This window comes from Marinobacter sp. L-46 (assembly GCF_056859535.1).
The window spans coordinates 94,349-117,424 of record NZ_JBSXOP010000053.1 but is presented as its reverse complement, the minus strand read 5'-3'; the positions used below and the strand labels follow the sequence as shown (position 1 = coordinate 117,424).

Here is a 23,076-nt window from a genome sequence, read left to right as displayed (position 1 = left end):
GAGATGCCGTCCATGCCAGTGTATCCGAAGTCCCGGGCATTGTTTGCCTGCCTTTTGCCGCTGATGTTGCTGCTGTCATTATCAGCCCGGGCCGAGCTCCGGGAAATCGACTGGCTGGAACTGATGCCGGCCGAAGACCTGGCATTGCTGGAAAGCATGCCTGAGGTGGAGCACGAAGGCGACGGCCCGGTTTTGTTGCCCGACGAAATCATGACCGGCCGGGTTGTGCCGGAAATGGGCGATGTCGAAGGCCGCATTCCGGGCTTTGTAGTACCCCTGAAAACCACCAGTGACATGCGCATCCTCGAGTTCTTCCTGGTGCCTTACTACGGCGCCTGTATCCACGTACCGCCACCACCGCCGAACCAGATTGTCCATGTGAAGTACAGCGAAGGCTTCACCCTGGAAGCCCTGTACGATCCGGTCTGGATCGAAGGCAAGCTGGTGATTGAGCGTACCGAAAACGACCTGGGTACTTCGTCTTATTCCATGGTGGCGGAGTCTGTAGAACGTTATACCGAGTAAGTTTACTGCCCCGGCCGGAAACGGTTATCGGACCGGGTCAGCCGGGTGCCACCCTGGCCCTGTGCGGAAACCCACTGCACATTCAGGTGCTCCAGGGCCGGGTAGGCGTCCAGTATGGGTGCGGTGAAGGCGGAAGCATCTGGCAAGGCGTCGCATCGCATGCTCTGGGTGATTTCCAGGTCGGAATGGTTTGCGTGGGCGTCCTGGTCATGCCCTTGGTCATCGTGAGCTTCGTGCCCTTCCCAGCCGGTATGCAGTTCCGAAGTGGTCACCCGGCAGTTGCCTCCTTCGGTGTTGATCAGGGCATTCGCGGCCACCCATTCGCGCAAACCGTCCAGTTTCTGCCGCTGTTCCTTTGTGCGGGGCTGGTGTTCAAAGCCCAGCAGGTTCCAGGCCGGCGACTCCAGCAACAGGTCAATCTGTTCACCGGCAAAGGCAACCTGGAGTTCGGCATGGCCATGCTGGTGAGCGGCCGGGTTGTCCTGTGCCATGGCAGGTGCCGTCATGGTTGCCAGGCCAAGGGCCAGGATCAGTCTGGGGGAAGCGAGCAGGGGCAGGCGCTTTCGCATCGGGGGGGGAATCTCCGGTGTTTTGATATGTTATAACATTTTTCTCCTTTGGCCCGGTAAAAGCAAGTGCCGATCTGGCCGGCCCGTGCCAGCACAGCGCCGTAATGCTAGGATAGACACCTCAAACAGACGGAGCGGCCGGGCAATGGCCCCGGCAGTCTCCCCCGAAACAGGAACCGGTTTTTTCATGTCTGAAAGCGATACTTCAGGTGCCGCCCGCGCTGCCGAATTCGAACGTTGGGCTAACGTCTTCACGGCTCACAAGGCCTTCAGCCACCCCTCCGAACTGCACGGTGTTCTCTGTGGTCGGCTGGCGGCCGGCACCCGTATTGAAGAACAGCAGTGGCTGGCCATGGTGTGCGAGCACATGGGGCTGGCGGACCAGGCCATGGAAGAATCAGATGACCTGGCGCCGTTTATGTACGGTGCCTACGAGAAAACCCTGGCGCAGCTGCAGTCCAGTGAGATGACCTTCCAGCCCCTGTTGCCGGATGACGACTATGCCATCGAGCAGCGCCTGGAAGCCCTGATCGCCTGGGTGCGAGGTTTCCTTGAGGGCATGGCCCTGGCGGCCGGTGCTTCGCTGGGGCAGGCTCCGGATGAAATCCGTGAACTGATTGAAGACATGGTTGCCATCAGCCAGCTGTCGGAAGACGAAGAGTCCGACGACGAAAGCGAGCAGCAACTGCTGGAAATCACCGAATACGTCCGCCTGGGTGCCCTGGCGGTGTTTACCGAATTCAATGAGCCGGAGAAGCCGGCTGGCGCAACGCCCACCCTGCACTGACCAGGAGACAGCATGGCCTCAATGATTCCGATGAAAGAATTTGCCGACCGCCGCCGAAAGTTGATGGACCGGATGGCTCCGGACAGCATCGCCATTCTGCCGGCAGCGCCGGAGCGTGTGCGTAACCGGGATGTTCTGCATCCGTTCCGCCAGGACAGCGACTTTCAGTACCTGACCGGGTTTGGCGAGCCGGAAGCGGTACTGGTATTGATTCCGGGCCGGGAACACGGCGAGACCGTGCTGTTTTGCAAGGAGCGCAATCCGGAGAAAGAACTCTGGGACGGTTTCCTGGTGGGGCCCGAGGGGGCCATCGAGCGCTATGGCCTGGACGATGCCTTTCCGATCGGCGATATCGACGACATCCTGCCTGGCATGATTGAAGGCCGCAGCCGGGTGTATTACCCGCTTGGCAAAGACCCGGTCTTCGATAACCGGGTGATGGACTGGGTGAAGGTCATCCGGAGTAAAGTGCGGGCCGGAGCCCATCCGCCGGGTGAGCTGGTGGCCCTTGAACACCTGCTGCACGACATGCGTCTGTACAAGAGCGCGGCCGAAGTGAAAGTGATGGCCAGGGCCGGGAAAATCAGCGCCGAGGCCCATTGCCGGGCCATGAAGCGGGCCCGCAGGGGTGGCTATGAGTACAACCTGGAAGCGGAGCTGATCCACACCTTCATGGAACACGGCGCCCGCTCCACGGCCTACCCTTCCATCGTGGGTGGTGGCGCCAACGGCTGCATCCTGCACTACATTGAGAACAGCGCGCCGCTGAAAGAGGGCGACCTGGTGCTGATCGATGCCGGCTGCGAGCTGGACTGCTATGCCTCCGACATTACCCGCACCTTCCCGGTCAGCGGCAAGTTCAGCCCGGAACAGAAAGCCCTGTATGACGTGGTTCTGGATGCCCAGTACGCCGCCATTGATGCGGTCCGCCCCGGTAACCACTGGAACCACCCCCACGAGGCGGCCCTGAAGGTGCTGACCCAGGGGTTGATAGATCTGGGTCTGCTGTCCGGCAGCCTGGACGATGCCATTGCCAGTGAGGCCTACAAGCCGTTTTTCATGCACCGCACCGGCCACTGGCTGGGGCTGGATGTGCACGATGTGGGCGACTACAAGGTAGGTGATGCCTGGCGCCAGCTGGAACCGGGTATGGCGTTGACCGTAGAACCCGGCCTGTACATCGCGCCGGATAATGAGAACGTAGAGGAAAAATGGCGCGGTATCGGCATCCGGATTGAAGACGATGTGGTGGTAACCAAAGACGGCTGCCGCGTGCTGACCGACGCGGTCCCGAAAACCGTGGCCGATATTGAAGCCCTGATGGCGGACTGAGCCTGTGACCGAACCCCGGATGGATACCGACCTGATTATTGCCGGTGGCGGCCTTGCCGGCGCCACCCTGGCGCTGGCCCTGGCCCGCGTGGTGCCGGAATTGCGGGTGACCGTGGTGGAAAGTTTTCCGCTCTCGCCCGATGCCCTGCCGGACGACTACCAGCCCAGCTACGACGCCCGTTCCACGGCGCTGGCCTGGGGCTCCCGGCTGATCTTCGAAGAGCTGGGTTTGTGGGCAGCGTTGTCGGAACACGCCACGCCCATCCGGAATATTCATGTGTCTGACCGGGGCCGGTTCGGCGCCACCCGTCTGGATGCTGCCGACCATGGCCAGCCGGCTCTGGGTTATGTGGCGGACAACCGCTGGATGGGGCTTTGCCTCATGCGGGCGCTGCTGGAAACCCCGGTAAGCTGGCAGGCGCCGGCAGAAGTGGTTGGCATGACGCCGATCCCCGGTGGCGTTAAGGTCAGCATCCGTAAAGAGGGTGAAGAACAAGCCCTGACCGGCCAGTGCCTGGTGGTGGCCGATGGCGGCCGTTCCGGACTGCGGGAACAGTTGGGCTTTGTGACCCGAACCGAGGACTACGGCCAGAATGCATTGATTGCCAACGTGTCGACCAGCGAGTCGCACGGGTACACCGCGTTCGAGCGTTTTACCGATTCCGGCCCCATGGCTTTGTTGCCCCATGGTTCGCCGGTGCGGGCCGAGAACCAGTCTGCGCTGGTGTGGACGCTGACTGACAGCGCGCTGGAGCACATACTGTCGGTGTCTGACGATGAAAAATGCCGGCGACTCCAGGAACGGTTCGGCTGGCGTCTCGGGCGCTTTACCCGCATCGGGCAGTGCAATCATTACCCGTTGAAGCTGGTAACTGTAGACGAAGCCGTGCGCCCCGGCGTGGCCCTGGTGGGCAACGCCGCCCATGCCCTGCATCCGGTGGCCGGGCAAGGCTTTAACCTGGCCCTGCGTGGGCTGACGACGCTGGTGGAACAGTTCCGCAAGGCGGTGGATGCCGGTGTGTCGATCGGTGACCTGTCTGTGCTGGGTGAATACCAGCGCCTGCATCGCCAGGACTGGCAGCAGACAGTGCAGTTCTCTGATTCCCTGATCCGTGTTTTCGGGCAATCCCTGCCACCGCTGGCTGCCGCCCGGGATGCCGGCCTGGTCGGGCTGGACCTGGTGCCCGGAGCCAAGCGCTGGTTTGCCCGCAAGGCCATGGGTACCGGTGGCCGCAAGCCGGTGATTTCAGCCGCTGAGTCTTTGCAGGAGTCCGAACACCATGACCGCTGATGCCCCAACACAGCAATTCGATATCCTGGTCGTCGGTGGCGGCATGATCGGCTCCGCACTGGCCCTGGGCTTGTCCCGCCAAGGCTGGCAGGTGGGTCTGATTGAAGGTGCGCCGGCCGCAAGCCTGATGGCGCCGGCCGAACCCGCCAGCTCGGTTGACGACTTCGAGCCCCGGGTCAGCGCGATTTCACTGGCCAGCCAGCGCTTGCTGGAAGAACTGGGAGCCTGGCCGAAGGTACAGGCCAGCCGCCACTGTGGTTATCGGGAAATGACAGTGTGGGACGGTGACGGCACTGGCCGGATTCATTTCGATGCGGCTGAATTGCACGCCCGCAGCCTTGGCACCATCGTCGAGAACCGGAACATCGTTCGCGCCCTGTTCGAAAGCCTTTCAGACAGCTCGGTACAATTGCTGGATGGCGTGCGGGTGAAAGCCTGGAGCCGGGAGCAGGGTGTGGAGCTGGAAGACGGTCGGTGCCTGGCTGCCAGGCTGGTGGTGGGCGCAGATGGCGCGCTTTCGCGCTTGCGCCAGTGGAGCGGCCTGGCAACCCGGGAATGGGATTACGACCAGCAGGCCATCGTGTGTACCGTCCGCACCAGCCAGAACCATCGCTACACGGCGTGGCAGCGGTTTTCTCCAACCGGGCCACTGGCCTTCCTGCCGTTACTGAATGAAGCCGGGGATGAACACTTCTGCTCCATTGTCTGGTCCCAGGACACCTTGGAAGCCCGCCGCCTGATGGCGCAGGAGACCGAGAGTTTCCGGAAGGAGCTGGAAGCCGCCATCGAGCGGGAGCTGGGTGAGGTGCTGGCGGTTTCCCGGCGCTTTGCCTTTCCCCTGCGCCAGCGCCACGCCAAGGATTACATCGCCGATGGCCTGGCCCTGGTGGGCGATGCCGCCCATACCATCCACCCGCTGGCCGGGCAGGGTGCAAATCTGGGCTATGGCGACGTGCGGGCGTTGCTGGAGGAGCTTGAGCGTGCCAGGGAACTTGGCCTGGCTCCGGATGATGCCTCGGTGCTGGCCCGTTATCAGCGCCGTCGCAAAGGTGAGAACCTGACCATGATGGCGGCGATGGAAGGCTTCAAGCAGCTGTTCGCCCGGGATGAATTACCCGTGCGCTGGCTTCGGAACACCGGCATGCGCTGGCTGAACCAGCTGGCGCCGCTGAAAAACCGCATTGCCGCGGAGGCGATGGGCATTGATGCCTGACGTGTCCGGTTCTGGGTACCCGGAACTGTTTTCCCGCTCCGGGTTTTCGTAAACTTTGGTCTTTCCCTTCTTGTCGAATTAACAAAGGAACTGTTTATGGCCGGCTCCAGCCTGCTCGTTTTAATCGATGACATTGCGACCGTCCTGGACGATGTCGCGGTCATGACCAAGGCCGCCACCAAGAAGACCGCAGGTGTGCTCGGGGACGACCTTGCCCTGAACGCCCAGCAGGTAACCGGCGTAAAGCCGGCCCGGGAAATCCCGGTTGTGTGGGCGGTGGCCAAGGGCTCTTTTATCAACAAGGCAATCCTGGTGCCTGCGGCACTGGCCATCAGTTTCTTCCTGCCCCGGCTGATCACCCCGTTACTGATGCTGGGCGGCGCTTTTCTGTGCTATGAAGGCTTTGAAAAGCTGGTGCATAAATTCCTGCACAAGGAAGAAGAACAGAAGCACCGGGAAGAACTCCGGGAAGCGCTGAAGAAGCCGGAAGTGGACCTGAAAACGGTCGAGAAAGACAAGATCAAAGGCGCTGTTCGCACCGACTTTATCCTCTCCGCAGAAATCATCGCCATCACGCTTGGCACCGTGGCGGGCAAGGGTTTCGGAATGCAGTTTGCGGTGCTGACGGTGGTGGCGCTGATGGTCACCGTAGGAGTTTATGGCCTGGTGGCGGGTATTGTGAAACTGGACGATGCCGGTCTCTACCTGAGCCAGAAAGCGAGCGCCATGGCGCAGAAAGTGGGGCACGGCATACTCTGGCTGGCGCCCTGGATGATGAAAACCCTGTCGGTACTGGGCACCATTGCCATGTTCCTGGTGGGTGGCGGTATTCTGACCCACGGCATTCCGGCGGTGTACGACGCCATTCACCATGTGGCCGGCATGGTCTCATCGGTGCCGGAGGTGCTGGTCACCACGCTGGGGGATGGCCTGTTCGGATTGCTGGCAGGGGCTGTTCTGGTACTGGTTATTACACCGCTTTCGAAGCTCTGGCAGCGCAAGGCGGCGTGAATCCGCATTCATCTGTATGCCCAGCTACCCAGGGCAGGGCATGCAGAACAACCTGAATGTCTAAAAATGTCTAAGTTACGACGTTTTAGACATTCGCCATGATTTGCCTTTTGGCTCAATCACCCCCTCGTGTTTCAAGGCCTGCAGCAGGTTTTTAACCTTGTGCTGTTTCTGAGTGGCGGTCAAAATATCTGGAAGTTTGTCTAGAAGAAGCTTGTTAATGTCTACCCGCTTGGCCGTACCAAATTTGTCCAGATACTCTAGAATGAGTTGCTTGTAGTGCTGGTCGTCAAAGGCTTTGTTGCGAATGTACTGAGCTCTCTCACCACTGTGCTCGGCCAGTTGCGCTGAAATGTGAAAATTGGGCTTGCGCCCTTCTATCAGTCCAAGTGATTTGAGATGCCTTGCCTGCTCATCGGTAAGCGGTTTCCGCTTCTGTACACGGTCTAATAGCATGATCTCTTCAAGGGTCAGGTTCGGATACTCGGCCAGCTTTCTGGCATATGCCATATCCACCACCCGGCCGGTAATAGTCACCTGAACCCGGTTATCTTTCAGCTCATATTCGGGCTGAGATTGCGAATTTTGTGAAAGACCTCGTCGACGCTCATTAGAAGCGGACAACCAAAGTGCTGGTAGTCGCGCTCAAGGCCGTCCCGGTCCTTAAGAATCCAGGTTACGGTTGCCGACGCTGGGTTGAGGAAATGAGAGGCTTCAGGTTTGCCCAATAGAAGAATGGCAGTTCGAGTAATCTGACCATTGATTGTCAGCTTCGCTTTGTTCAAAAAGGTTGCTGGATCCCACCGCCTGGCTTCATCCGCGAGCCGAGGATTCTTTTGGACGAAGTTTCTTTGTGCAATAGCAATGGCTGTCGAATCAAGGTCATCGATCGAAGCCGATGGCAGCGTAACCGCACTCCAGTCAGTTGCGCGATTCTGGGCCCTTATCCGTTCAATCTCTTCCAAATTCAGCGGCCCAAGCGATTCGCCATCCCTACCGTAGTAATGGCCATCCCAGGCAATGGGCAGTCCCTGAGGCGCGGGAGGGATTTCCAACAACAATACTCGCCCATCCGGATGTTTGATCTCGTGGATATCGATGAATGTCAGGCGGTTAGTGGTTTTGTCAGCGATCTCTTTTTTTAGGGACTGCAGGTCTTTGGAGTTGGTTCGAAATCGGGAGCCAACCACTGACTTGTCATCTTTCACTCCGAAGACGAGCCAGGCTCGATTAAGGTTTTTTAGGTTGGCTTCATTGCATAACGCAGAAAAATATTTGCCAAGCTTATCGAAGGGAAATGTGTTCTTCGCTTCTTTGAATTCTGCAATCTCGCTTTCACTGTGCAAACTTAAAAGATTGTCGAGATTTTTGGGCATTGGTTATCCTTAACTCTAAGGGCACACTGCTTTATACCAACGAGAAGAAGTGCGTTACAAGCAGGCGTCAAACAACCGGCTGACCAGCACCGGTACAGCGGTTTCTACCCGCAGGATACGGGGGCCGAGGTGCACGCCCTGGCAGCCGGCTTCCTCCAGCTTGCCCACTTCGTAATCGGTAAAACCACCCTCCGGGCCGATGCACAGGGCGGCGGGTTCGTTCAGGTGGTTGGGGCAGGGCGCTGCCATGCCGGGGTGGGCGACCAGTGCCCGTTTTCCTTCCAGCAATGCCGGTAATTCGTCTTCCACGAAGGGTTTGAACAGTTTGCGGATATGCACCTGTGGCATCACCGTGTCCTTTGACTGTTCCAGGCCCAGTGTGAGGTTTTCCCTCAGGTTGTCGTCTGACAACCAGGGCGTTTGCCAGAAGCTCTTTTCCACCTTGTAGCTGTTGATCAGCCAGATATCTTTCACGCCCAGAGAGGCGCAGGTTTGCAGTACCCGGCGGAACATCTTGGGGCGTGGCATGGCAAGGATCAGGGTCAGCGGCAGGGCGGCCGGTGGCGGGGTGTCCAGCGTTAGCTGTAGTTCCGCCTCGGAGTCGCTCAGCTTGAGGACTTCACCGTACCCCATCAGGCCGTTGACCCGGCCCACCGGAATGCGGTCGCCGGCACTGGCCTTGAGTACGGTTTTCAGGTGTTGCAGCCGGCGGCCCTGAAGCCGGGCACGGTCTGGGCTGACGAAGTCTTCGTCCAGCAGCAGGGCCAGGTTCATCAGGCTTCCGGTTCGTCTTCGGCAGCCTGTTCACGCTCGCGGTAGGCCAGGCGGCCAAAGATGATGCCAAATTCGAACAGAATCCACATCGGCACCGCCAGCAGAGTCTGGGAGATGATGTCTGGCGGGGTCAGCAGCATGCCGATAATAAAGCAGCCGACGACCACGTACGGACGCTTGGCGGCGAGATCCTGCGGCGTGGTGGCGCCGGTGAGGATCAATAGTACGGTAGCAATGGGAATCTCGAACGCCACGCCAAAGGCGAAGAACATCTTCAGCACGAAGTTCAGGTAGCTGGTGATGTCCGGCAGTTCCACGATGCCTTCCGGGCCGATGGCGGTAAAGAAACCGAACACCAGCGGAAACACCACGAAGTAGGCGAAGGCGGCACCGGCGTAGAACAGGATGACCGAGGTGAACAGCAGTGGGAACGCCAGCCGTTTTTCGTGGGCGTAGAGGCCCGGCGCCACAAAACTCCAGAGCTGGTACAGGATGACCGGGATGGCGGCAAACACCGCCAGCACCAGGGCCAGTTTCAGGGGCGCAAAGAACGGCGAGGTGATGTCGGTGGCGATCATCATCTGGCCCACCGGCAACAACTCCCTCAGGGGCTGGGACAACAGCAGGTAGAGATCGTTGGCAAACGGGTAGATAACGGCGAAGCAGATAATCACTGCCAGCACCATTTTCAGTAATCGGTTACGCAGCTCGAGCAAATGCTCGATCAGGGGCATCTCCTGTTGTTCAGAAGACGCTTGATTGCCGTCTGGCTTGGCATTCATGAACGATGATCCGGTGAACTCTCAGTCGATGGGCCGGGCTCGGCGTCGGCGCTGGATGTGGTGTTTCCCTGATCCGCCGGGGCTGTTGCCGAATCCGGGCTGCTTTCCTCCGGCTTGTTAACCCGGCGGGTAGCGGGAGCCGGGCGGGTTTTCCTGGAGCCGTCGTCCAGGATCATGTGCTCGTACTTCCTGGCCTCATCTAGGGCGCCTTTGACCGTCTTCTGCACATCATCCAGGCCGACATCGCCGGCCTTTTTCAGTTCCTTGCGCAACTCTTCGGCTTTAAGCTCGCGGTCCAGCTCAGAGGTGAACTGGCCAACCATGCGCCGGGCGCCGCCAATCCAGCGGCCAGCCGCCCGTGCAGCGCCGGGCAGCCGTTCAGGGCCCAGCACCAGCAGGGCAATAATGCCGCAGATCAGCAGCTCAATGAAGCCGATATCGAACATTCAGTGGTTGCTCAGCTCTGCTTTTCCCTGGGCTTTTCTTCGGCCTGGGCCTGTTCGGCTTGCTGGCCCTCCAGGTTATCCTGGTCAACCTGCTTCTTTTCTTCTTCGTCGCTCATGGACTTCTTGAAGCCACGAATAGCACCGCCGAGATCGGAGCCGATATTGCGCAGTTTCTTGGTTCCGAACAACAGGATAACGATGCCGAGTACGATAAGAAGTTGCCAGATACTGATACCCATGAGGGTTCCTCGTTCAATTGTTTCTGTTACGTGACATTGTACGCCAACGATTACCTCAGGCGGAAATCCCCGTTAGGGGTACTCCCTCAGGATTGCCGTGACGCTTTTTCTTCCAGGCCGGAGAGGTCGAACCGGTTGGCCAGCTCATCCAGGATATCCTGCGGGCCCAGGCCCAGGCTCGACAGCATGACCATGCTGTGGAACCACAGGTCTGCCGTCTCGTATACCACATCCCGGGTTTGTCCGGAATGTTCGGCATCCTTGGCGGCCAGCAGGGTTTCCGTGCACTCCTCGCCAACCTTCTCCAGAATCTTGTTCAGGCCCTTGGCATGCAGGCTGGCCACATAGGAGGTGTTCGGGTCTGCCTCTTTTCGGGCTTCCAGTACATGCGCCAGGCGCTCCAGTACATCGCTCACGGTGTCTGCTCCTCAGTTGCTGCCGTAGATGGCGTTCGGGTCTTTCAGTACCGGTTCGGCACTTACCCACTGGCCATCTTTCAGGGTCCGGTAAAAACAGCTGCGCCGGCCAGTATGGCAGGCAATGCCACTTTTTTGTTCCACTTTCAGCAGGATTACATCGGCATCACAGTCCAGGCGGATATCCCTGAGCACCTGCTGGTGCCCGGAGCTCTCGCCTTTGCGCCAGAGTTTGCCGCGGGAACGGGACCAGTACACCGCCTGGCCTTCTTGCACGGTCAACGCCAGGGACTCCCGGTTCATCCAGGCCATCATCAGGATGTCGCCGCTGTCGGCGTCCTGGGCGATGGCCGGTACCAGGCCGTCGTCTGTCCATTTGATGTCGTCCAGCCAGTCAGGCTGTACGACGTTATCGGGGGAATCTTGCATTTGTGTGAATCCTGAAAATCTTTGTGTTCACCGGCTGCCCCGGAGCATGACGCCTGCGGCTGCGGCAAGCAATGCCCAGCTCCACACCGGCATGTCGGTCACCAGTTGCTGTGCCTGCGGATGGCTGCTGCCCACGGCAATCACGGCCAGTACGGCGGCGATAAAGCCCCGGCGCCAGCGCCGTTCACTGCGCAGCTGCTGCTGTTTCATCAGCTCCAGTGTCGCCCGGTTCTGCTCTTCGGTCGGGCCACTGCCGCGCAGCTGTAACAGGGCATCGTGCACCAGTTGCGGCATCTCCGGAGACTGCTCCAGCCAGGACGGCAGGTGCGTTTGCAGCGACTTGACCAGGCCGGCCGGGCCGATACGCTTGCGCATCCAGTCCTCAAGGAACGGCTGGGCGGTACTCCACAGGTCGAGCTCCGGATACAGCTGGCGGCCCAGACCTTCCACGTTCAGCAGGGTTTTCTGCAGCAGCACCAGCTGCGGCTGCACTTCCATATTGAAGCGGCGGGCGGTCTGGAACAGGCGCAACAGGAAGTGGCCGAAGGAGATGTCTTTCAGCGGCCGCTCGAAAATAGGCTCGCACACGGTACGGATGGCGGCTTCGAATTCGTTCACCCGGGTATCCGGCGGTACCCAGCCGGACTGGATGTGCAACTGCGCCACCTGGCGGTAATCCCGGCGGAAGAACGCCAGCAGGTTGCGGGCCAGGTAGCTTTGATCGTCCGGGGCCAGGGTGCCGACAATGCCGAAATCGATAGCGATGTATTTCGGGTCCGCCGGGTTGGAAATGTCTACAAATATGTTGCCCGGGTGCATGTCGGCGTGGAAGAAGCTGTCCCTGAACACCTGGGTGAAAAAGATCTCGACGCCTTTCTCAGCCAGTACCTTCATGTTCACGCCGGCGTTTCTCAGGGTATCCACATCGGCAATGGGAATGCCGTGGATGCGCTCCATCACCAGTACGGACTTGCTGGTGTAATCCCAGTCGATGAAAGGGATGTAAATCAGCTTGGAGTTTTCGAAGTTGCGGCGCAGCTGGCTGGCGTTGGCGGCTTCGCGCTGCAGGTCCAGTTCGTCGTGGATGGTGGCATCGTAGTCGGCCACCACATCTACCGGATGCAGGCGCTTGCCTTCAGACCAGTATTTCTCCAGCAGGCCGGCCATCAGGTACATCAGGCCCAGATCCTGGCGAATCACTTTGTCGATGCCGGGGCGCAGCACTTTAACGACAACCTTCTGGCCACTGCGCAAGGTGGCGGCGTGCACCTGGGCTACCGAGGCCGAGGCCATGGGGTCCGGGCTGAACTCGGCAAACAGTTCCGACACCGGGGCACCCAGGGATTTCTCGATAATGCCCCGGGCCTGGTCGCTGGGGAAGGGCGGCACCCGGTCTTGCAGCTGTTTCAGGGATTCGGCCATGTCATCGGGCAACAGGTCCCGGCGGGTGGAGAGAATCTGGCCGAACTTGACGAATACCGGCCCCAGCTCTTCCAGCGCCAGGCGCAGGCGGTCGCCGCGGCTCAGCTTCGGTTGCGGAAACAGGTGCCAGGGCGCCAGCAGGAAAAAGACCTTCAGGGGCGTGGGCAGTTCCGACAGGGGCAGAAACGTGTCCAGCCGGTAGCGGCAGAATACCCAGGCAATTCGGAACAGGCGTTGCAGGCGGGTCACAGGGTCTCCGTATCGTTAATGCTACCGGGTGCTGCCAGCTGGTTCAGGCGAGCTTCCAGCCGCTCGGTGCGCAGGTTCAGCTCGTCGATGTCCTGAAAGGTGGCTTCCAGTTCGCGCCGGCCGGGCACGGTGCGGCTTTCTTCGTGGATGTATTCCTCCACGTTGGCGTTCATGGTGCTGACCGCCTGCCGGCTCCATTTCGCGGCATTCCTGATACGCTGGCCCAGAAAGTGCGCGGGCACATCGCCGATGTGCCGGGCCATGGCGGCTTCCCAGTCGGGCTGCAGCTGGTTCAGGGCCCGCTGGAACTGGTGGGCCAGGGCGGTGTCGCCCTGTACTTGCAGGCGCTCGTCGGCAAAGACCCGGTCATCACCCAGCGCCAGGGCCGCGAAGGCAACCGGCCGGCCGCTGATCTCCAGTGCGGGGTCGTCTGCCGGCTGGCTGCGTACCTGTACCCTGTCGGCCACGGGTTCCAGTGTCCAGCTCATGGCCACCGGCGCGGTCAGGCTGAACTGAACCGGCCCTGCCAGTGCCTGCATCAGGGCCTTGTGGCCGGCAGGATCCAGCTCCAGGGCCCGGTTCAGCGCAGCTTCGATAATGGCGCTGATAGCAGACAGCAGGGTAGGGCCGGGAAACATCAGGGCTTGATTCCCACGTGCAGGGCCACGATGCCGCCGGTCATGTTGTAGTACTTGCAGTTCACCAGGCCGGCGTTTTCCATCATGCCTTTCAGGGTTTCCTGGTCCGGGTGCATGCGGATGGACTCGGCCAGGTACTTGTAGCTTTCGCTGTCACCGGCGATCAGCTGGCCCATCAGGGGCAGGGCGGTGAAGGAGTAGGTGTCGTAGGCCTTGCTCAGCAGCGGGTTGGTGGGCTTGGAGAATTCCAGCACCATCAGTTTGCCGCCGGGCTTCAGTACCCGGGCCATGTCGCGCAGGGCCTGGTCTTTGTCGGTGACGTTACGCAGGCCGAAGGCAATGGAAACGGCCTGGAAGCTGTTGTCCGGGAACGGCAGGTGTTCGGCATCGGCCTGGACGTATTCAATGTTGCCGGCGTAGCCCCGGTCGGTCAGGCGGCTGCGGCCTACCTGCAGCATGGAAGCGTTGATATCGGCCAGTACTACTTTGCCGGAGGGGCCCACCAGGTCTGAGAACTTCATGGTCAGATCGCCGGTGCCACCGGCAATGTCGAGTACCTGGTGGCCGGGGCGAACACCGCTGAGCTCGATGGTGAAGCGTTTCCACAGGCGGTGGATGCCCATCGACATCAGGTCATTCATGAGGTCGTATTTGCCGGCCACGCTATGGAAAACCTGGGCTACCTGGCTGGCTTTCTGGCTCTTCGGTACATCGCGGAACCCGAAATGGGTGACGTCGTCCTGGCCGTTGCCGGGAGTGCCCGGTGCTTGCTGCTCGCTCATGGGTGTTCGTCCTGTCAGAATCTAAGGTTGGTATTCTAACCTTTGAGGGGTTGGCTACAAGTTTATTGCCGGCTTACACTGTAAAACCGTTTCCAAATCACCGAGAAAACTGATTCATGTCTGTTATCGATATCCATCGCGCCCATTCCCTGGACAAGGCCCACGCCCGAGAGGCGGCCGAAACCCTGGCCAAGGACTTGTCCCGGCAGTTCGACGTTAACTATCAGTGGGAAGGCGACCTGCTTAAATTCAAGCGCAGCGGCGTGAAAGGCCAGCTGGACATTGCCGAGACCGACCTGCATATCCGCCTTGAACTGGGCATGATGCTGCGACCGTTCAAATCCCGCATCGAGCAGGAAATTCATTCCCAGCTGGACCAGATCATCCAGGCCTGACCGCTACAGGTCACCCGGCAGCGTAAACGGCTCCGGGTGGCCTTTCAGTATGTTCTCCATTACCTGCCTTTCCCGGCTGATCAGCCGCTCGATCAACAGATCTACCTTGTCCATTTTCCGGAAAGCGCTGTAACCCCGGTGCAAAAAGCTGTGCAAATCGCCCAGTTCCGCCATTTCCGCCGGTCCCCGGGTCATCGACAGCAGCCAGCCCAGTGTGCGGTTGCGTACATAGCGGTCGAGCTGCTGGCCGGTATCGGAAACCAGTTCCAGTTGCCGGTGCCGTGCCGGAAGTTGCCCGCTGGCCCGGTAGCCTTCGCACCAGGCTGCGGCGGTGATCGAGCCGGTATCCAGGCCTTGCCTGTCAAACCATTCGGCCAGTTCCAGGTCCAGGCTCTGGGTCAGCAGGTTCAATTCGACCAGGCCGGCAAAGGTGGCCAGCAGGTGGTCGGGCAGCCACTTCACCATTTTCGGGAACACACGGTCGATGTTGTCATCGCGGCGGGTCATGCCGGCCGGGGCGTAGAGGTCGGTCAGCAGGAATTCCAGGCCGGTGTGATAGCCGGGGTGGCGGTACAGGTCCTGGTGGGTGGTTTTAAGGCGCTCGGCCTGCCAGTCGGCAATCCGGCGGGTGTCGTCCAGCAGCGGGCTGGCAGCTTTCAGTTGCCGGAAGTCGTGGTACTCAAGCAGCAGGCGCTTGAGCCTGTGGGCGTTTTCTGACTGCACTTCCGTTGCGACCAGGCGCTCACGATACATGCCGGGACTCCATCACACTGAACCTGAAACCGCGCAGTTTAACGGAGCCCCGCAGCTGGTGCACCCGGAATCGGGGCCAGGAATTCAGCCCTGTGCGGCGGCAGGCAGGGTTTCAAAGCCCGGTACCCATTCCTTGCTGTCCAGGGTGATGAAGTGGCTGGGTGCCCCGGTTTCAACAATCCGCATGGTGGTTGGGCTGGTGCGGGCGCTGGCCAGCATGGCGGTGCGGTCCAGAATGCGGTCGGTGCCGGGAATCAGGAAGGTGCCATGGCGTACGTGCTGGTACACGGAGCTGTCTGTTCGGGCCATCCACTCCATGATGTTCTCGATGTTGCGAACAATGGTGAGGTGATCCTTGGTGGCGTAGAACAGTTTGCCCAGAAGCTGGCGCTTGCGCGGGTTCATCTTGCCGAAGAAGGTCTGGCCATAGGCTGACTGCGGGGCACTGTTGATCAGGCGGATCAGCCAGGGCCACATACCGTGGCTGACCGGTTCCAGAAGCGTGGTGACCAGGGCGTGCAGTTTGCCCTGGGGCAGTACCGGGGCTTCCAGCACGACTTCCGCGTCTTCATAAAGTTCCGGCCACTGGCGGATGGCTTCCAGAATAACCGCGCCACCCCGGGAATGGCCGTGCACCCGGATGTTGCGGGTGGTGGGCAGGTTCTGCAAGGCCTGGTTCAGGATGCAGGCATCGTATTCGATGGTGCCTTCAAGGTGTTTGATGGGTACTTCCCAGTCCGGGGTTTCGGGCGTTACGCCATTCACCGGTATGTGGTAGTTGCTGCAAGTGAGCAGGATCAGTTCGGTTGTGGGGGCGTCGTAGGCCTGGGTGAAGTAGCAGTGGTTTTCCAGAAAGCCGTGTACGCCGATCACGGTCTGTTCTGCCGCGCCGCTGTGGTTCCGCACAGACACAGCGCCCTTGCCAACCCGGAATACCCGGCCGGAAAACATTTCCGAATAGGCGTTTTCGATGGGTTTGATCAGCTTGCGAACATGACTGGCTTTCATTGTTCATCTCCCCCCGGCACAGCTTCAGGCTTTTTTTGGAATTGGATAGCCGGTTTAGCTTTTGTACCCCGATCGGCGTGCGGGTGTAGTGGCACCAGTGCCCGGATTTTTGGTGATTCGGGGCCAATCAGGCTTTGCGTCGTTCAGTTTATAACCATTGCATCAAGCCATATAGCGAGTATAGAAGCGAACAGTTAATCGCGTGTAACTTTTTGTAAGCCTGTGCGCGGTATCCACACGATGGAGCCGGATGAACGACTCTGGCACAATGCCGGATTGGCTTTTCACCAGTTTACTGACCGGGGACCTTCAGGTTTGAACCAAGAGCACTCGCATCTCATGCTGCCTTCGGATTCGGCCTGGCTGGCTTTGGAACGGCCGGACAACCCTATGACCATCACCATCATGCTCCGGGTGGACGGGCTGACCGCCGGCCGTTTCCGGGAGTTTCTTGAGGTTTACTGGTCGGCCTGGGAACGCTTTGGTTGCCGCCCGGTGTGGAAAGCCCCGGCCTGGTACTGGCAGCCAGACGCTACCTTTAATGTGGCGCACCACCTGGATGTGGCGCTGGACCGGTTTGACCAGCACCAGCTGCAGGACTGGGTGTCTGCCCGGTTGAACGAACCCCTGCCGCTTTATCGCCCGGCCTGGAAATTCTGGCTGGCCCCTAACGCCGAAGGCGGCGCTGCCCTACTGCTGCGATTGCACCATTGCTATGCCGATGGTTTGTCGCTTTTGAGTATTTTCGACCAGTTGTGCCCGGCCTCGCCCCGGCAATACCCGGCGGTATACGGCGCCCCGGAGCAGCCCCGGGTAGGGCGGTGGCTGGAAACCGCCCAGCAATGGCTGGGCTCACAGCTTGCCCGTTACGGTGCCACCACACAGACGGATTCAGAAAAGCGGGAGACCGGCCTGGAGCAAGCCCTTGCGGCCCGCACCGTACAGAACGGGGCGCGACTGGTGCATGAGCTGAGCGAATTCCTGGCCGAGGAAGAAGATTCCCCCTCTGATCTCAAGCGGCCGCTGGCCGGCCAGCGCAATTGCCGGTGGTCGACTCCGGTGCCGCTGGAGCGCTTTCGCGCCATTGCCCGCCAAACCCGCACCACCATCAACGATGTGCTGCTGGCCTGCGTGGCTGCCGCGGTACGCCCGCGGCTGGGCATGACACCGGAACAGCTGGACGATGCGGTGATGCACGCCGCCGTGCCGGTAGACATTCGCACCCGCTTGCCCGAAGGCATCAAGCCCGAAGCCGGCGAGCCCGGCAACTGTTTCGGGACCGTGTTTGTGCCACTGCCGGTGGATGGCGAGAGCGCCCTGGAGCGGTTGTTCCGTATCAAACATGAAACCCGAAAACTCAAGAAGAGCTGGCAACCGGGCCTGGCCTGGGGCCTGACTGCCTGCGCCTCCCTGCTGCCGGACATCGGCCGCAAACCCCTGGCCGATCTATTCTTTCGCAAGGCCTCGGCCGTGGTTTCCAACGTACCGGGCACTCCGGAAACCCGTTACCTGGCCGGTTGCCCCATTACCGAGCAGATGTTCTGGGTGCCCCAGGCCGGGGATATCGGCCTGGGTGTGAGCATTGTCAGCTATGCCGGGCAGGTGCAGTTTGGCGTTGTGGCGGATGAGGCCATTCTGGCCAACCCCCATGAGTTTCTTGATGACTGCCTGTCTGAACTGGACCAGTTACCGGGTGGTCTTTCCACGTAGTCGTACTCCCAAAGTTTCATTTCAGATGCCTCCCAAATGAGCAGAAAATCTGCTCCCTGGAAGCATTCCCCCCTGTTGTTGCATCACCGACCATGGAAATCAGGCGATAGACCGCGCCTGGAGAGTCCGGATAACCCGGATCTCCGATCCCAGATTTCAAAAAACAACCGGGGGAACTATGAAAAACAATAACGTCAGAAAGTCAGGGTTAGCCATTGCCATGGCAGCCGCCATGGGTGCCAGCACAGGAGCCAGTGCCGCTGTTGAGCTGTATAACCAGGACGGCACCAGCTTTTCCGTGGATGGTTACTTCAATGCGTTCTACGTAAACCGTGACGACAAGCAGAACGACGTTCGCGATTCCCGAATCAAGATGGGCTTCCTGCCCAACACCATCGGCTTCAATTTCAGCAAGGACATGGGTGATCTGACCCTGGGCGGACGTTCCTCGTTCTGGACCACCATCAATGACAGCCTGGATACACCCACCGACACCGCCATCGACGTGCGTCAATTCTACGCCACGGTGGACGGTGATTTTGGTCAGGTGCTGATCGGCAAGGACTTCGGCTTGTATGCACGCTCCAACATCTTCCTGGACGAAATTCTGATGGGCTTCGGCTCCCCGGGCCTTGCCGGTGGCGTTTCCTTCGGCAATATCCGCGCGGGCTACCCATACCCGACAGCCTCCGCCCAGATTACCTATCGCTCGCCGGATATGAGTGGGCTCAAGGTGGCAGCCGGTGTTCTGGATCCCGCCGATACGGTAACCGGCACCAACGATGAAAATTCCGCGCCGCGTTTCGAATCCGAGGTCACCTACAACGCCAACCTGAACGATGTGGCTCTCACCGGCTGGGTGAACGGCCGCTACCAGTCTGCCGAAAATGGCAGCACGACCGTCGACAGCTCCGGCCTTGGGTACGGTATAAAGGCATCGGTTGCAGGGCTGACCCTGGCCGCTTCCGGTTTCACCTCCAAGGGTGACAACCCGGTTCTGATCGGCAACGGCGCGGTGACTGAAGACGATGCCGACGGCTTCCTGGTTCAGGGCTCCTACGCCTTCGGTGCCAATCGCGTTGTGCTTTCCTACGGCGAGACGGATGCTGAAATCCTTAATCTGGAAACCGAAAGCACAACGCTCGGCTTCTTCCACGATATTAACAGCAACTTCAAGCTGGTTGCCGAGTACAACATGTACGAAGACAACAACCGCACCACCGGTGCAACCACCACTGAGGCGGATACCATCGCCCTTGGCGCCATCGTGATGTTCTAAGCACTAGCCGGCGTTGCGGGTGGCAGGAAGACCCTCGCAGCGCCGGTTTGTCTAAGACTGAAGTGCCGGTTTGCTCTTGCCAAAACCTGGCTGCGTCACCGGACATTGATTCAAGGGGAGGATAATCAATGGCTTACGGAAGATTTGGCGCGCCGACAAAGTGCACTGAAGTCGCATTGGCTGGTGGTTCAGGAGGCGTAGAATCAGTATCAGATTCCCGCATTCCGAGCAGGCTACCGATGAAGCCAGTCAGTCAGTTACCTGCAGTGCGAGTCGCCAGTTCCAGCGTCCGCAAGCCCGAGCTGGCCGCCGCAGAGCTTGCCAGGCAGCTTGTGCACGACAACCTGGGTTGCGTGCTGTTCTTCTGTTCTGTTGAGTACGACCTGCAGAAACTGGGCCCGGCTCTGCAAAAAGCCTTCTCTGGTGTGCGTGTCTACGGTTGCACCTCGGCCGGTGAGATTACCGAGCAGGGATACGACCGGGGCTGCATCAGCGCCATCGGGTTTGATGCCCGCTACTTCGCTATCGATTGTGCTTTGATTCGGCAGCTGGACCGATTCACCTTGCAGGACGCCCAGGGTGTCATTGACCAGATGCTGGCCACCTGCCGGGATGCCAACCTGGCGCCGGTCAAGGGTAATACTTTCGCGATTACCTTACTGGACGGGCTTTCCAGCCGGGAAGAGCTGGTGCTGGTGACCCTCAATGCGGCTTTAGGCACCATCCCTCAGTTTGGTGGTTCTGCGGGGGACGACGAACGCCTGGCCGATACCCACGTTTATTACGATGGGGAATTTCACTGCGGGGCGGCCACCGTCATGCTGGTCAATACCCCGCTGGATTTCCGGGTGTTCTCGACCCACCACATGGAACCGCTGGATGAAAAACTGGTGGTTACCCGGGCCTGCCCGCAAAGCAGAACCGTCTATGAGTTGAATGCAGAGCCTGCGGCCGACGTTTATGCGCGGGCGGTGGGCGTATCGCTGGATGAACTGGACCGCAAGGTGTTTGCCCTGCGGCCCCTGGGCGTTCGAGTGGGAGGGAACTATTTCGTTCGCTCTATCCAGAGAGTCAATCCTGATCGCAGTCTCACGTTCTATTGCGCAGTGGAGACTGGCATTGTGATGACCGCCATGGCGCCGGGTTCGCTCCTGGACAGTGTACGAACCCAGATTGAAGCCTCCGAGCGGGTGGTCGGTACACCGCTGGTGACACTGGGGTGCGACTGCTTTTTACGCCGGCTCGAAGCCGAGCTGACCGGCCAAAGTGACGCCGTTTCCGAATTCCTCAAAGCACACCGTGTGGTGGGGTTCAACACCTATGGGGAGCAATTCAACGGCATGCACATTAATCAGACCTTTACGGGGGTGGTCATTGGCCAGCCTGAGTTCAGTACCTGATCTCCCCGAATCTTCCGGCGAGTCCGCCAAGGACCAACGCATTGCAGAGCTGGAGGCTGAAAACCGGCGCCTGAGTGACATCCGGGACGCGCTGATTGTTCGGGTGGAGTCTGGCTCTGCCCACAAGCCGGAGCCCTACGCGGCGTTCGAACACTCGGTGATACTGGCTGAGCAGGTCCGTGAGCGCACGGAAGCCCTGAACCTGACCATGGAAGAACTCAAGGCCAGTAACAAAGCCCTGATGCGTGCCCGGGAAGAGGCGGAGACCTCGCGCCAGCGCCTGAACGATGCCATTGAGAGCATTGCCGATGGTTTCGTGCTGTTTGACCGCGACCACTGCCTCATCCAGACCAATAGCCGGTTCCGGAGCTACTGGCGCCACGCGGGGGTGCCGGTACCCCAAGCAGGCACGCCCATTGAAGCGGTGAAAGCCCTGGCCCTGAGTTCCGGCCTGGTGGTTGAAGAGCACAGTCACGAAGACGCCGAAGGAACAGTGTTCCTACTCTCTAACGGCCGCTGGGTACAAATGACCGAGCGTACCACCCGTGAGGGTGGTCAGGTGGTGCTCTACTCCGATATTACCGACGTCAAGAACAGTGAAATGGCCCGTCGCATCAAGGCGCTGGAAGAAAGCGAGCGCTGGATCCGGGTCGTCACCGACCATGTGCCGGCGTTGATTGCCTATGTAGGGGCAGACCTCACCGTCCAGTTCTGCAACAAGGTTTATCAGGCGTGGTATGGCCGTAATGGTGTGTCGCCACTGGGCAAGCGTCTGGAGCAAGTGCATTCCGATGAGTTCTACCAGCGTCTGCTGCCCCAGATACTGGAAGTACTGGACGGGCACAGTGTGAACTTTGAGTTCGAGGAAACCGGCGAGCACGGTGAACAGCGGTACATGTTGCGTTCCTATGTGCCCAACAGGGATGAAACCGGCGAGGTGACCGGCTTTTTTGTTCTGATCCGAGACATCACTGAAAGGCGCAAGACCGCGATTGCGCTGGAGCAGGCCTACGACGATCTGGAGCACCGGGTGCGAGAGCGCACCGCCGCCTTGACAGGCCTGAACCAGCAACTCCGGCAGGAAATTTCGGAACGTTCTGCAGTGGAAGCCCGTCTCCGGGAAGCGAAGCAGGAGGCTGAACAGGCCAACCTGTCCAAAACCAAATTCCTGGCTGCTGTCAGTCACGATCTGCTGCAGCCGCTTAATGCCGCACGCTTGTTCACCAGTGCATTACTTGAGCAGAGCTTCGGGCCCAAGGCCGAGAGCCTTGTGCGTTCGGTCAGTACTTCGTTGGATGATGTAGAGAATCTGCTGGGCACACTGGTGGATATTTCCAAGCTGGATGCCGGAGTGATCACTCCGGACGTGACCGCCTTTGATCTCCGGGATCTGCTCAATAACATCGCCCGGGAGTTCCGGCAGATGGCCCTGGCTGAAGGGCAGCGGCTGGATTTCGTGCCCTGCTCTGCAGTGGTTCAGTCGGATTCACAGTTGCTGGCGCGGATACTGCGAAACTTCCTGACCAATGCCATTCGTTATACCGGCCAGGGCCGGATTCTGCTTGGTTGCCGTCGCGAGCATGACCACGTGTTGCTGCAGGTCTGGGACACCGGGCCAGGTATTCCGGCAGACAAGCTCACCGAAATCTTTCAGGAGGTTAAACGGATTCGCCCCAAGGGTGCCCAGGCAGACAAAGGGCTGGGCCTGGGCCTGGCTATCGTTGACAAGATTGCCCGGATGTTGGGCCATGAGGTCTCGGTATCATCTGTTGAGGGAAAAGGCTCCGTATTCAGCGTCCGGGTGCCCCTCGGAGAACTTCAGCCAGCCCAACCGGCACCCCGAGGGCCTCACCTGCCGATGCTCGATAGTGGTTTGAAAGGCGCCCGGGTGTGGGTGATAGATAATGATCTGGCTATCTGCCAGGGGATGAAGACCTTGCTGGAAGGCTGGGGTTGCCGGGTCACCACAGCCGTTTCTGCCGAGGGCCTGGCAGGGCAGGTAGATGTGGCAAGGGCTCCGGTAGATCTGATACTGGCGGATTATCACCTGGATAATGATGAAAATGGCGTCGACGCGGTGGCAGTGATCAATGCTCAGCGCTCACAGCCAGCGCCGGTCCTGATGATCACCGCCAACTACACCAATGAACTGAAACAGCATATCCGGGAGCTTGGTTACCTGTTGATGAACAAACCGGTCAAACCGCTTAAGCTCAGGAGTGTACTCAATCACGTAATGCGTTGCTGAGT

At 59.8% G+C, this 23,076-nt stretch carries 25 protein-coding genes; 11 read left to right on the top strand and 14 right to left on the bottom strand.

The genetic code is table 11. The features are described 5' to 3' along the window. Window positions 1-12 precede the first annotated feature (12 nt). Window positions 13-525, top strand: coding sequence for a DUF3299 domain-containing protein (locus AC13DJ_RS08100; RefSeq protein WP_482933604.1), 513 nt, complete (start codon window positions 13-15; stop codon window positions 523-525). A 2-nt stretch (window positions 526-527) separates the two neighbouring features. Here the strand turns inward: AC13DJ_RS08100 and AC13DJ_RS08095 are convergent, their stop codons facing one another. Continuing rightward, window positions 528-1,094 (bottom strand): ZrgA family zinc uptake protein, encoded by a 567-nt coding sequence (locus AC13DJ_RS08095; RefSeq protein ID WP_482933603.1) that lies wholly within the window; start codon window positions 1,092-1,094, stop codon window positions 528-530. Window positions 1,095-1,281: 187 nt separating this feature from the next. Here AC13DJ_RS08095 and AC13DJ_RS08090 point away from each other — a divergent pair, with 187 nt between their 5' ends. The 5 genes from AC13DJ_RS08090 to AC13DJ_RS08070 all read left to right on the top strand — a co-directional run bounded on the left by AC13DJ_RS08090 (window position 1,282) and on the right by AC13DJ_RS08070 (window position 6,728). Further along, the gene (locus AC13DJ_RS08090) at window positions 1,282-1,881 is read left to right on the top strand and encodes a UPF0149 family protein (protein WP_036219211.1); all 600 of its coding nucleotides are present in this window, start codon (window positions 1,282-1,284) and stop codon (window positions 1,879-1,881) included. Between the two features lie 12 nt (window positions 1,882-1,893). After that, on the top strand, window positions 1,894-3,213 hold the full coding sequence (gene pepP, locus AC13DJ_RS08085; protein ID WP_482933602.1) for a Xaa-Pro aminopeptidase: 1,320 nt from the start codon (window positions 1,894-1,896) through the stop codon (window positions 3,211-3,213). A gap of 4 nt (window positions 3,214-3,217) precedes the next feature. Continuing rightward, a complete protein-coding gene (ubiH, locus tag AC13DJ_RS08080; protein ID WP_482933601.1) occupies window positions 3,218-4,504 on the top strand; it encodes a 2-octaprenyl-6-methoxyphenyl hydroxylase in 1,287 nt (428 codons plus the stop codon). Continuing rightward, window positions 4,494-5,717: an FAD-dependent monooxygenase gene (locus tag AC13DJ_RS08075; protein WP_482933600.1), complete on the top strand. Its 1,224-nt coding sequence runs from the start codon at window positions 4,494-4,496 to the stop codon at window positions 5,715-5,717. The genes ubiH and AC13DJ_RS08075 overlap by 11 nt, the downstream gene beginning before the upstream one ends. A 96-nt stretch (window positions 5,718-5,813) precedes the next feature. After that, window positions 5,814-6,728 carry a DUF808 domain-containing protein gene (locus AC13DJ_RS08070; protein WP_482933599.1) on the top strand — a complete coding sequence of 305 codons (915 nt, stop codon included), beginning with the start codon at window positions 5,814-5,816 and terminating at the stop codon, window positions 6,726-6,728. Between the two features lie 75 nt (window positions 6,729-6,803). Here AC13DJ_RS08070 and AC13DJ_RS08065 read toward each other — a convergent pair whose 3' ends face one another. The 11 genes from AC13DJ_RS08065 to ubiE all read right to left on the bottom strand — a co-directional run bounded on the left by AC13DJ_RS08065 (window position 6,804) and on the right by ubiE (window position 14,281). After that, window positions 6,804-7,265, bottom strand: a complete 462-nt coding sequence (locus AC13DJ_RS08065; RefSeq protein ID WP_482933598.1) for a hypothetical protein — start codon at window positions 7,263-7,265, stop codon at window positions 6,804-6,806. 17 nt (window positions 7,266-7,282) lie between these two features. After that, a complete protein-coding gene (locus AC13DJ_RS08060; RefSeq protein WP_482933597.1) occupies window positions 7,283-8,104 on the bottom strand; it encodes an ATP-binding protein in 822 nt (273 codons plus the stop codon). Window positions 8,105-8,158: 54 nt separating this feature from the next. Continuing rightward, complete coding sequence (locus AC13DJ_RS08055; RefSeq protein WP_482933596.1) at window positions 8,159-8,878, bottom strand: 16S rRNA (uracil(1498)-N(3))-methyltransferase; 720 nt, start codon at window positions 8,876-8,878, stop codon at window positions 8,159-8,161. Beyond that, window positions 8,878-9,660 carry a twin-arginine translocase subunit TatC gene (gene tatC, locus AC13DJ_RS08050; protein WP_022988341.1) on the bottom strand — a complete coding sequence of 261 codons (783 nt, stop codon included), beginning with the start codon at window positions 9,658-9,660 and terminating at the stop codon, window positions 8,878-8,880. The genes AC13DJ_RS08055 and tatC overlap by 1 nt, the downstream gene beginning before the upstream one ends. Beyond that, a complete protein-coding gene (gene tatB, locus AC13DJ_RS08045; RefSeq protein ID WP_482933595.1) occupies window positions 9,657-10,106 on the bottom strand; it encodes a Sec-independent protein translocase protein TatB in 450 nt (149 codons plus the stop codon). Before tatB ends, tatC begins: the two co-directional genes overlap by 4 nt. A gap of 11 nt (window positions 10,107-10,117) precedes the next feature. Continuing rightward, complete coding sequence (gene tatA, locus AC13DJ_RS08040) at window positions 10,118-10,345, bottom strand: Sec-independent protein translocase subunit TatA (RefSeq protein ID WP_482933594.1); 228 nt, start codon at window positions 10,343-10,345, stop codon at window positions 10,118-10,120. A gap of 86 nt (window positions 10,346-10,431) precedes the next feature. Beyond that, the gene (locus AC13DJ_RS08035) at window positions 10,432-10,761 is read right to left on the bottom strand and encodes a phosphoribosyl-ATP diphosphatase (protein ID WP_022988338.1); all 330 of its coding nucleotides are present in this window, start codon (window positions 10,759-10,761) and stop codon (window positions 10,432-10,434) included. Between the two features lie 12 nt (window positions 10,762-10,773). Beyond that, the gene (gene hisI, locus AC13DJ_RS08030; protein ID WP_482933593.1) at window positions 10,774-11,190 is read right to left on the bottom strand and encodes a phosphoribosyl-AMP cyclohydrolase; all 417 of its coding nucleotides are present in this window, start codon (window positions 11,188-11,190) and stop codon (window positions 10,774-10,776) included. A 27-nt stretch (window positions 11,191-11,217) separates the two neighbouring features. Next, entirely contained in the window at window positions 11,218-12,861 is a 1,644-nt protein-coding gene (ubiB, locus tag AC13DJ_RS08025; RefSeq protein WP_482933592.1) for a ubiquinone biosynthesis regulatory protein kinase UbiB, read from the bottom strand. Next, the gene (locus tag AC13DJ_RS08020) at window positions 12,858-13,499 is read right to left on the bottom strand and encodes a ubiquinone biosynthesis accessory factor UbiJ (RefSeq protein ID WP_482933591.1); all 642 of its coding nucleotides are present in this window, start codon (window positions 13,497-13,499) and stop codon (window positions 12,858-12,860) included. The genes ubiB and AC13DJ_RS08020 overlap by 4 nt, the downstream gene beginning before the upstream one ends. Further along, the gene (gene ubiE, locus AC13DJ_RS08015; protein ID WP_482933590.1) at window positions 13,499-14,281 is read right to left on the bottom strand and encodes a bifunctional demethylmenaquinone methyltransferase/2-methoxy-6-polyprenyl-1,4-benzoquinol methylase UbiE; all 783 of its coding nucleotides are present in this window, start codon (window positions 14,279-14,281) and stop codon (window positions 13,499-13,501) included. Before ubiE ends, AC13DJ_RS08020 begins: the two co-directional genes overlap by 1 nt. Window positions 14,282-14,397: 116 nt before the next feature. Here ubiE and AC13DJ_RS08010 point away from each other — a divergent pair, with 116 nt between their 5' ends. Further along, the gene (locus tag AC13DJ_RS08010; protein WP_058341855.1) at window positions 14,398-14,676 is read left to right on the top strand and encodes a polyhydroxyalkanoic acid system family protein; all 279 of its coding nucleotides are present in this window, start codon (window positions 14,398-14,400) and stop codon (window positions 14,674-14,676) included. 3 nt (window positions 14,677-14,679) lie between these two features. On the opposite strand, the gene AC13DJ_RS08005 is transcribed toward AC13DJ_RS08010, so the two are convergent. Continuing rightward, window positions 14,680-15,429: a DUF8198 family protein gene (locus AC13DJ_RS08005; protein ID WP_022988332.1), complete on the bottom strand. Its 750-nt coding sequence runs from the start codon at window positions 15,427-15,429 to the stop codon at window positions 14,680-14,682. 84 nt (window positions 15,430-15,513) lie between these two features. Then, window positions 15,514-16,437, bottom strand: coding sequence for a hypothetical protein (locus AC13DJ_RS08000; RefSeq protein WP_022988331.1), 924 nt, complete (start codon window positions 16,435-16,437; stop codon window positions 15,514-15,516). Window positions 16,438-16,776: 339 nt separating this feature from the next. On the opposite strand from AC13DJ_RS08000, the gene AC13DJ_RS07995 reads away from it, so the two are divergent. The 4 genes from AC13DJ_RS07995 (at window position 16,777) to AC13DJ_RS07980 (ending at window position 23,074) form a co-directional block, all read left to right on the top strand. Continuing rightward, entirely contained in the window at window positions 16,777-18,147 is a 1,371-nt protein-coding gene (locus AC13DJ_RS07995) for a WS/DGAT domain-containing protein (protein ID WP_482933589.1), read from the top strand. 178 nt (window positions 18,148-18,325) lie between these two features. Beyond that, entirely contained in the window at window positions 18,326-19,426 is a 1,101-nt protein-coding gene (locus tag AC13DJ_RS07990) for a porin (protein ID WP_482933588.1), read from the top strand. 239 nt (window positions 19,427-19,665) lie between these two features. Next, window positions 19,666-20,826 carry a nitric oxide-sensing protein NosP gene (gene nosP, locus AC13DJ_RS07985; RefSeq protein WP_482933587.1) on the top strand — a complete coding sequence of 387 codons (1,161 nt, stop codon included), beginning with the start codon at window positions 19,666-19,668 and terminating at the stop codon, window positions 20,824-20,826. Further along, window positions 20,801-23,074 (top strand): hybrid sensor histidine kinase/response regulator, encoded by a 2,274-nt coding sequence (locus tag AC13DJ_RS07980; protein WP_482933586.1) that lies wholly within the window; start codon window positions 20,801-20,803, stop codon window positions 23,072-23,074. The genes nosP and AC13DJ_RS07980 overlap by 26 nt, the downstream gene beginning before the upstream one ends. Window positions 23,075-23,076: the final 2 nt, after the last annotated feature.

What these genes read in the sequence shown, in the direction of transcription:
- AC13DJ_RS08095 (WP_482933603.1), bottom strand. Translation starts at nt 1,094, where the DNA reads ATGCGAAAGCGCCTGCCCCTGCTCGCTTCCCCCAGACTGATCCTGGCC.
- AC13DJ_RS08100 (WP_482933604.1), top strand. Translation starts at nt 13, where the DNA reads ATGCCAGTGTATCCGAAGTCCCGGGCATTGTTTGCCTGCCTTTTGCCG.
- AC13DJ_RS08010 (WP_058341855.1), top strand. Translation starts at nt 14,398, where the DNA reads ATGTCTGTTATCGATATCCATCGCGCCCATTCCCTGGACAAGGCCCAC.
- AC13DJ_RS08000 (WP_022988331.1), bottom strand. Translation starts at nt 16,437, where the DNA reads ATGAAAGCCAGTCATGTTCGCAAGCTGATCAAACCCATCGAAAACGCC.
- AC13DJ_RS08055 (WP_482933596.1), bottom strand. Translation starts at nt 8,878, where the DNA reads ATGAACCTGGCCCTGCTGCTGGACGAAGACTTCGTCAGCCCAGACCGT.
- AC13DJ_RS08070 (WP_482933599.1), top strand. Translation starts at nt 5,814, where the DNA reads ATGGCCGGCTCCAGCCTGCTCGTTTTAATCGATGACATTGCGACCGTC.
- AC13DJ_RS08060 (WP_482933597.1), bottom strand. Translation starts at nt 8,104, where the DNA reads ATGCCCAAAAATCTCGACAATCTTTTAAGTTTGCACAGTGAAAGCGAG.
- AC13DJ_RS08075 (WP_482933600.1), top strand. Translation starts at nt 4,494, where the DNA reads ATGACCGCTGATGCCCCAACACAGCAATTCGATATCCTGGTCGTCGGT.
- tatC (WP_022988341.1), bottom strand. Translation starts at nt 9,660, where the DNA reads ATGAATGCCAAGCCAGACGGCAATCAAGCGTCTTCTGAACAACAGGAG.
- ubiE (WP_482933590.1), bottom strand. Translation starts at nt 14,281, where the DNA reads ATGAGCGAGCAGCAAGCACCGGGCACTCCCGGCAACGGCCAGGACGAC.
- tatB (WP_482933595.1), bottom strand. Translation starts at nt 10,106, where the DNA reads ATGTTCGATATCGGCTTCATTGAGCTGCTGATCTGCGGCATTATTGCC.
- AC13DJ_RS08020 (WP_482933591.1), bottom strand. Translation starts at nt 13,499, where the DNA reads ATGTTTCCCGGCCCTACCCTGCTGTCTGCTATCAGCGCCATTATCGAA.
- AC13DJ_RS08090 (WP_036219211.1), top strand. Translation starts at nt 1,282, where the DNA reads ATGTCTGAAAGCGATACTTCAGGTGCCGCCCGCGCTGCCGAATTCGAA.
- AC13DJ_RS07995 (WP_482933589.1), top strand. Translation starts at nt 16,777, where the DNA reads ATGCTGCCTTCGGATTCGGCCTGGCTGGCTTTGGAACGGCCGGACAAC.
- AC13DJ_RS08005 (WP_022988332.1), bottom strand. Translation starts at nt 15,429, where the DNA reads ATGTATCGTGAGCGCCTGGTCGCAACGGAAGTGCAGTCAGAAAACGCC.
- AC13DJ_RS07990 (WP_482933588.1), top strand. Translation starts at nt 18,326, where the DNA reads ATGAAAAACAATAACGTCAGAAAGTCAGGGTTAGCCATTGCCATGGCA.
- nosP (WP_482933587.1), top strand. Translation starts at nt 19,666, where the DNA reads ATGAAGCCAGTCAGTCAGTTACCTGCAGTGCGAGTCGCCAGTTCCAGC.
- pepP (WP_482933602.1), top strand. Translation starts at nt 1,894, where the DNA reads ATGGCCTCAATGATTCCGATGAAAGAATTTGCCGACCGCCGCCGAAAG.
- hisI (WP_482933593.1), bottom strand. Translation starts at nt 11,190, where the DNA reads ATGCAAGATTCCCCCGATAACGTCGTACAGCCTGACTGGCTGGACGAC.
- tatA (WP_482933594.1), bottom strand. Translation starts at nt 10,345, where the DNA reads ATGGGTATCAGTATCTGGCAACTTCTTATCGTACTCGGCATCGTTATC.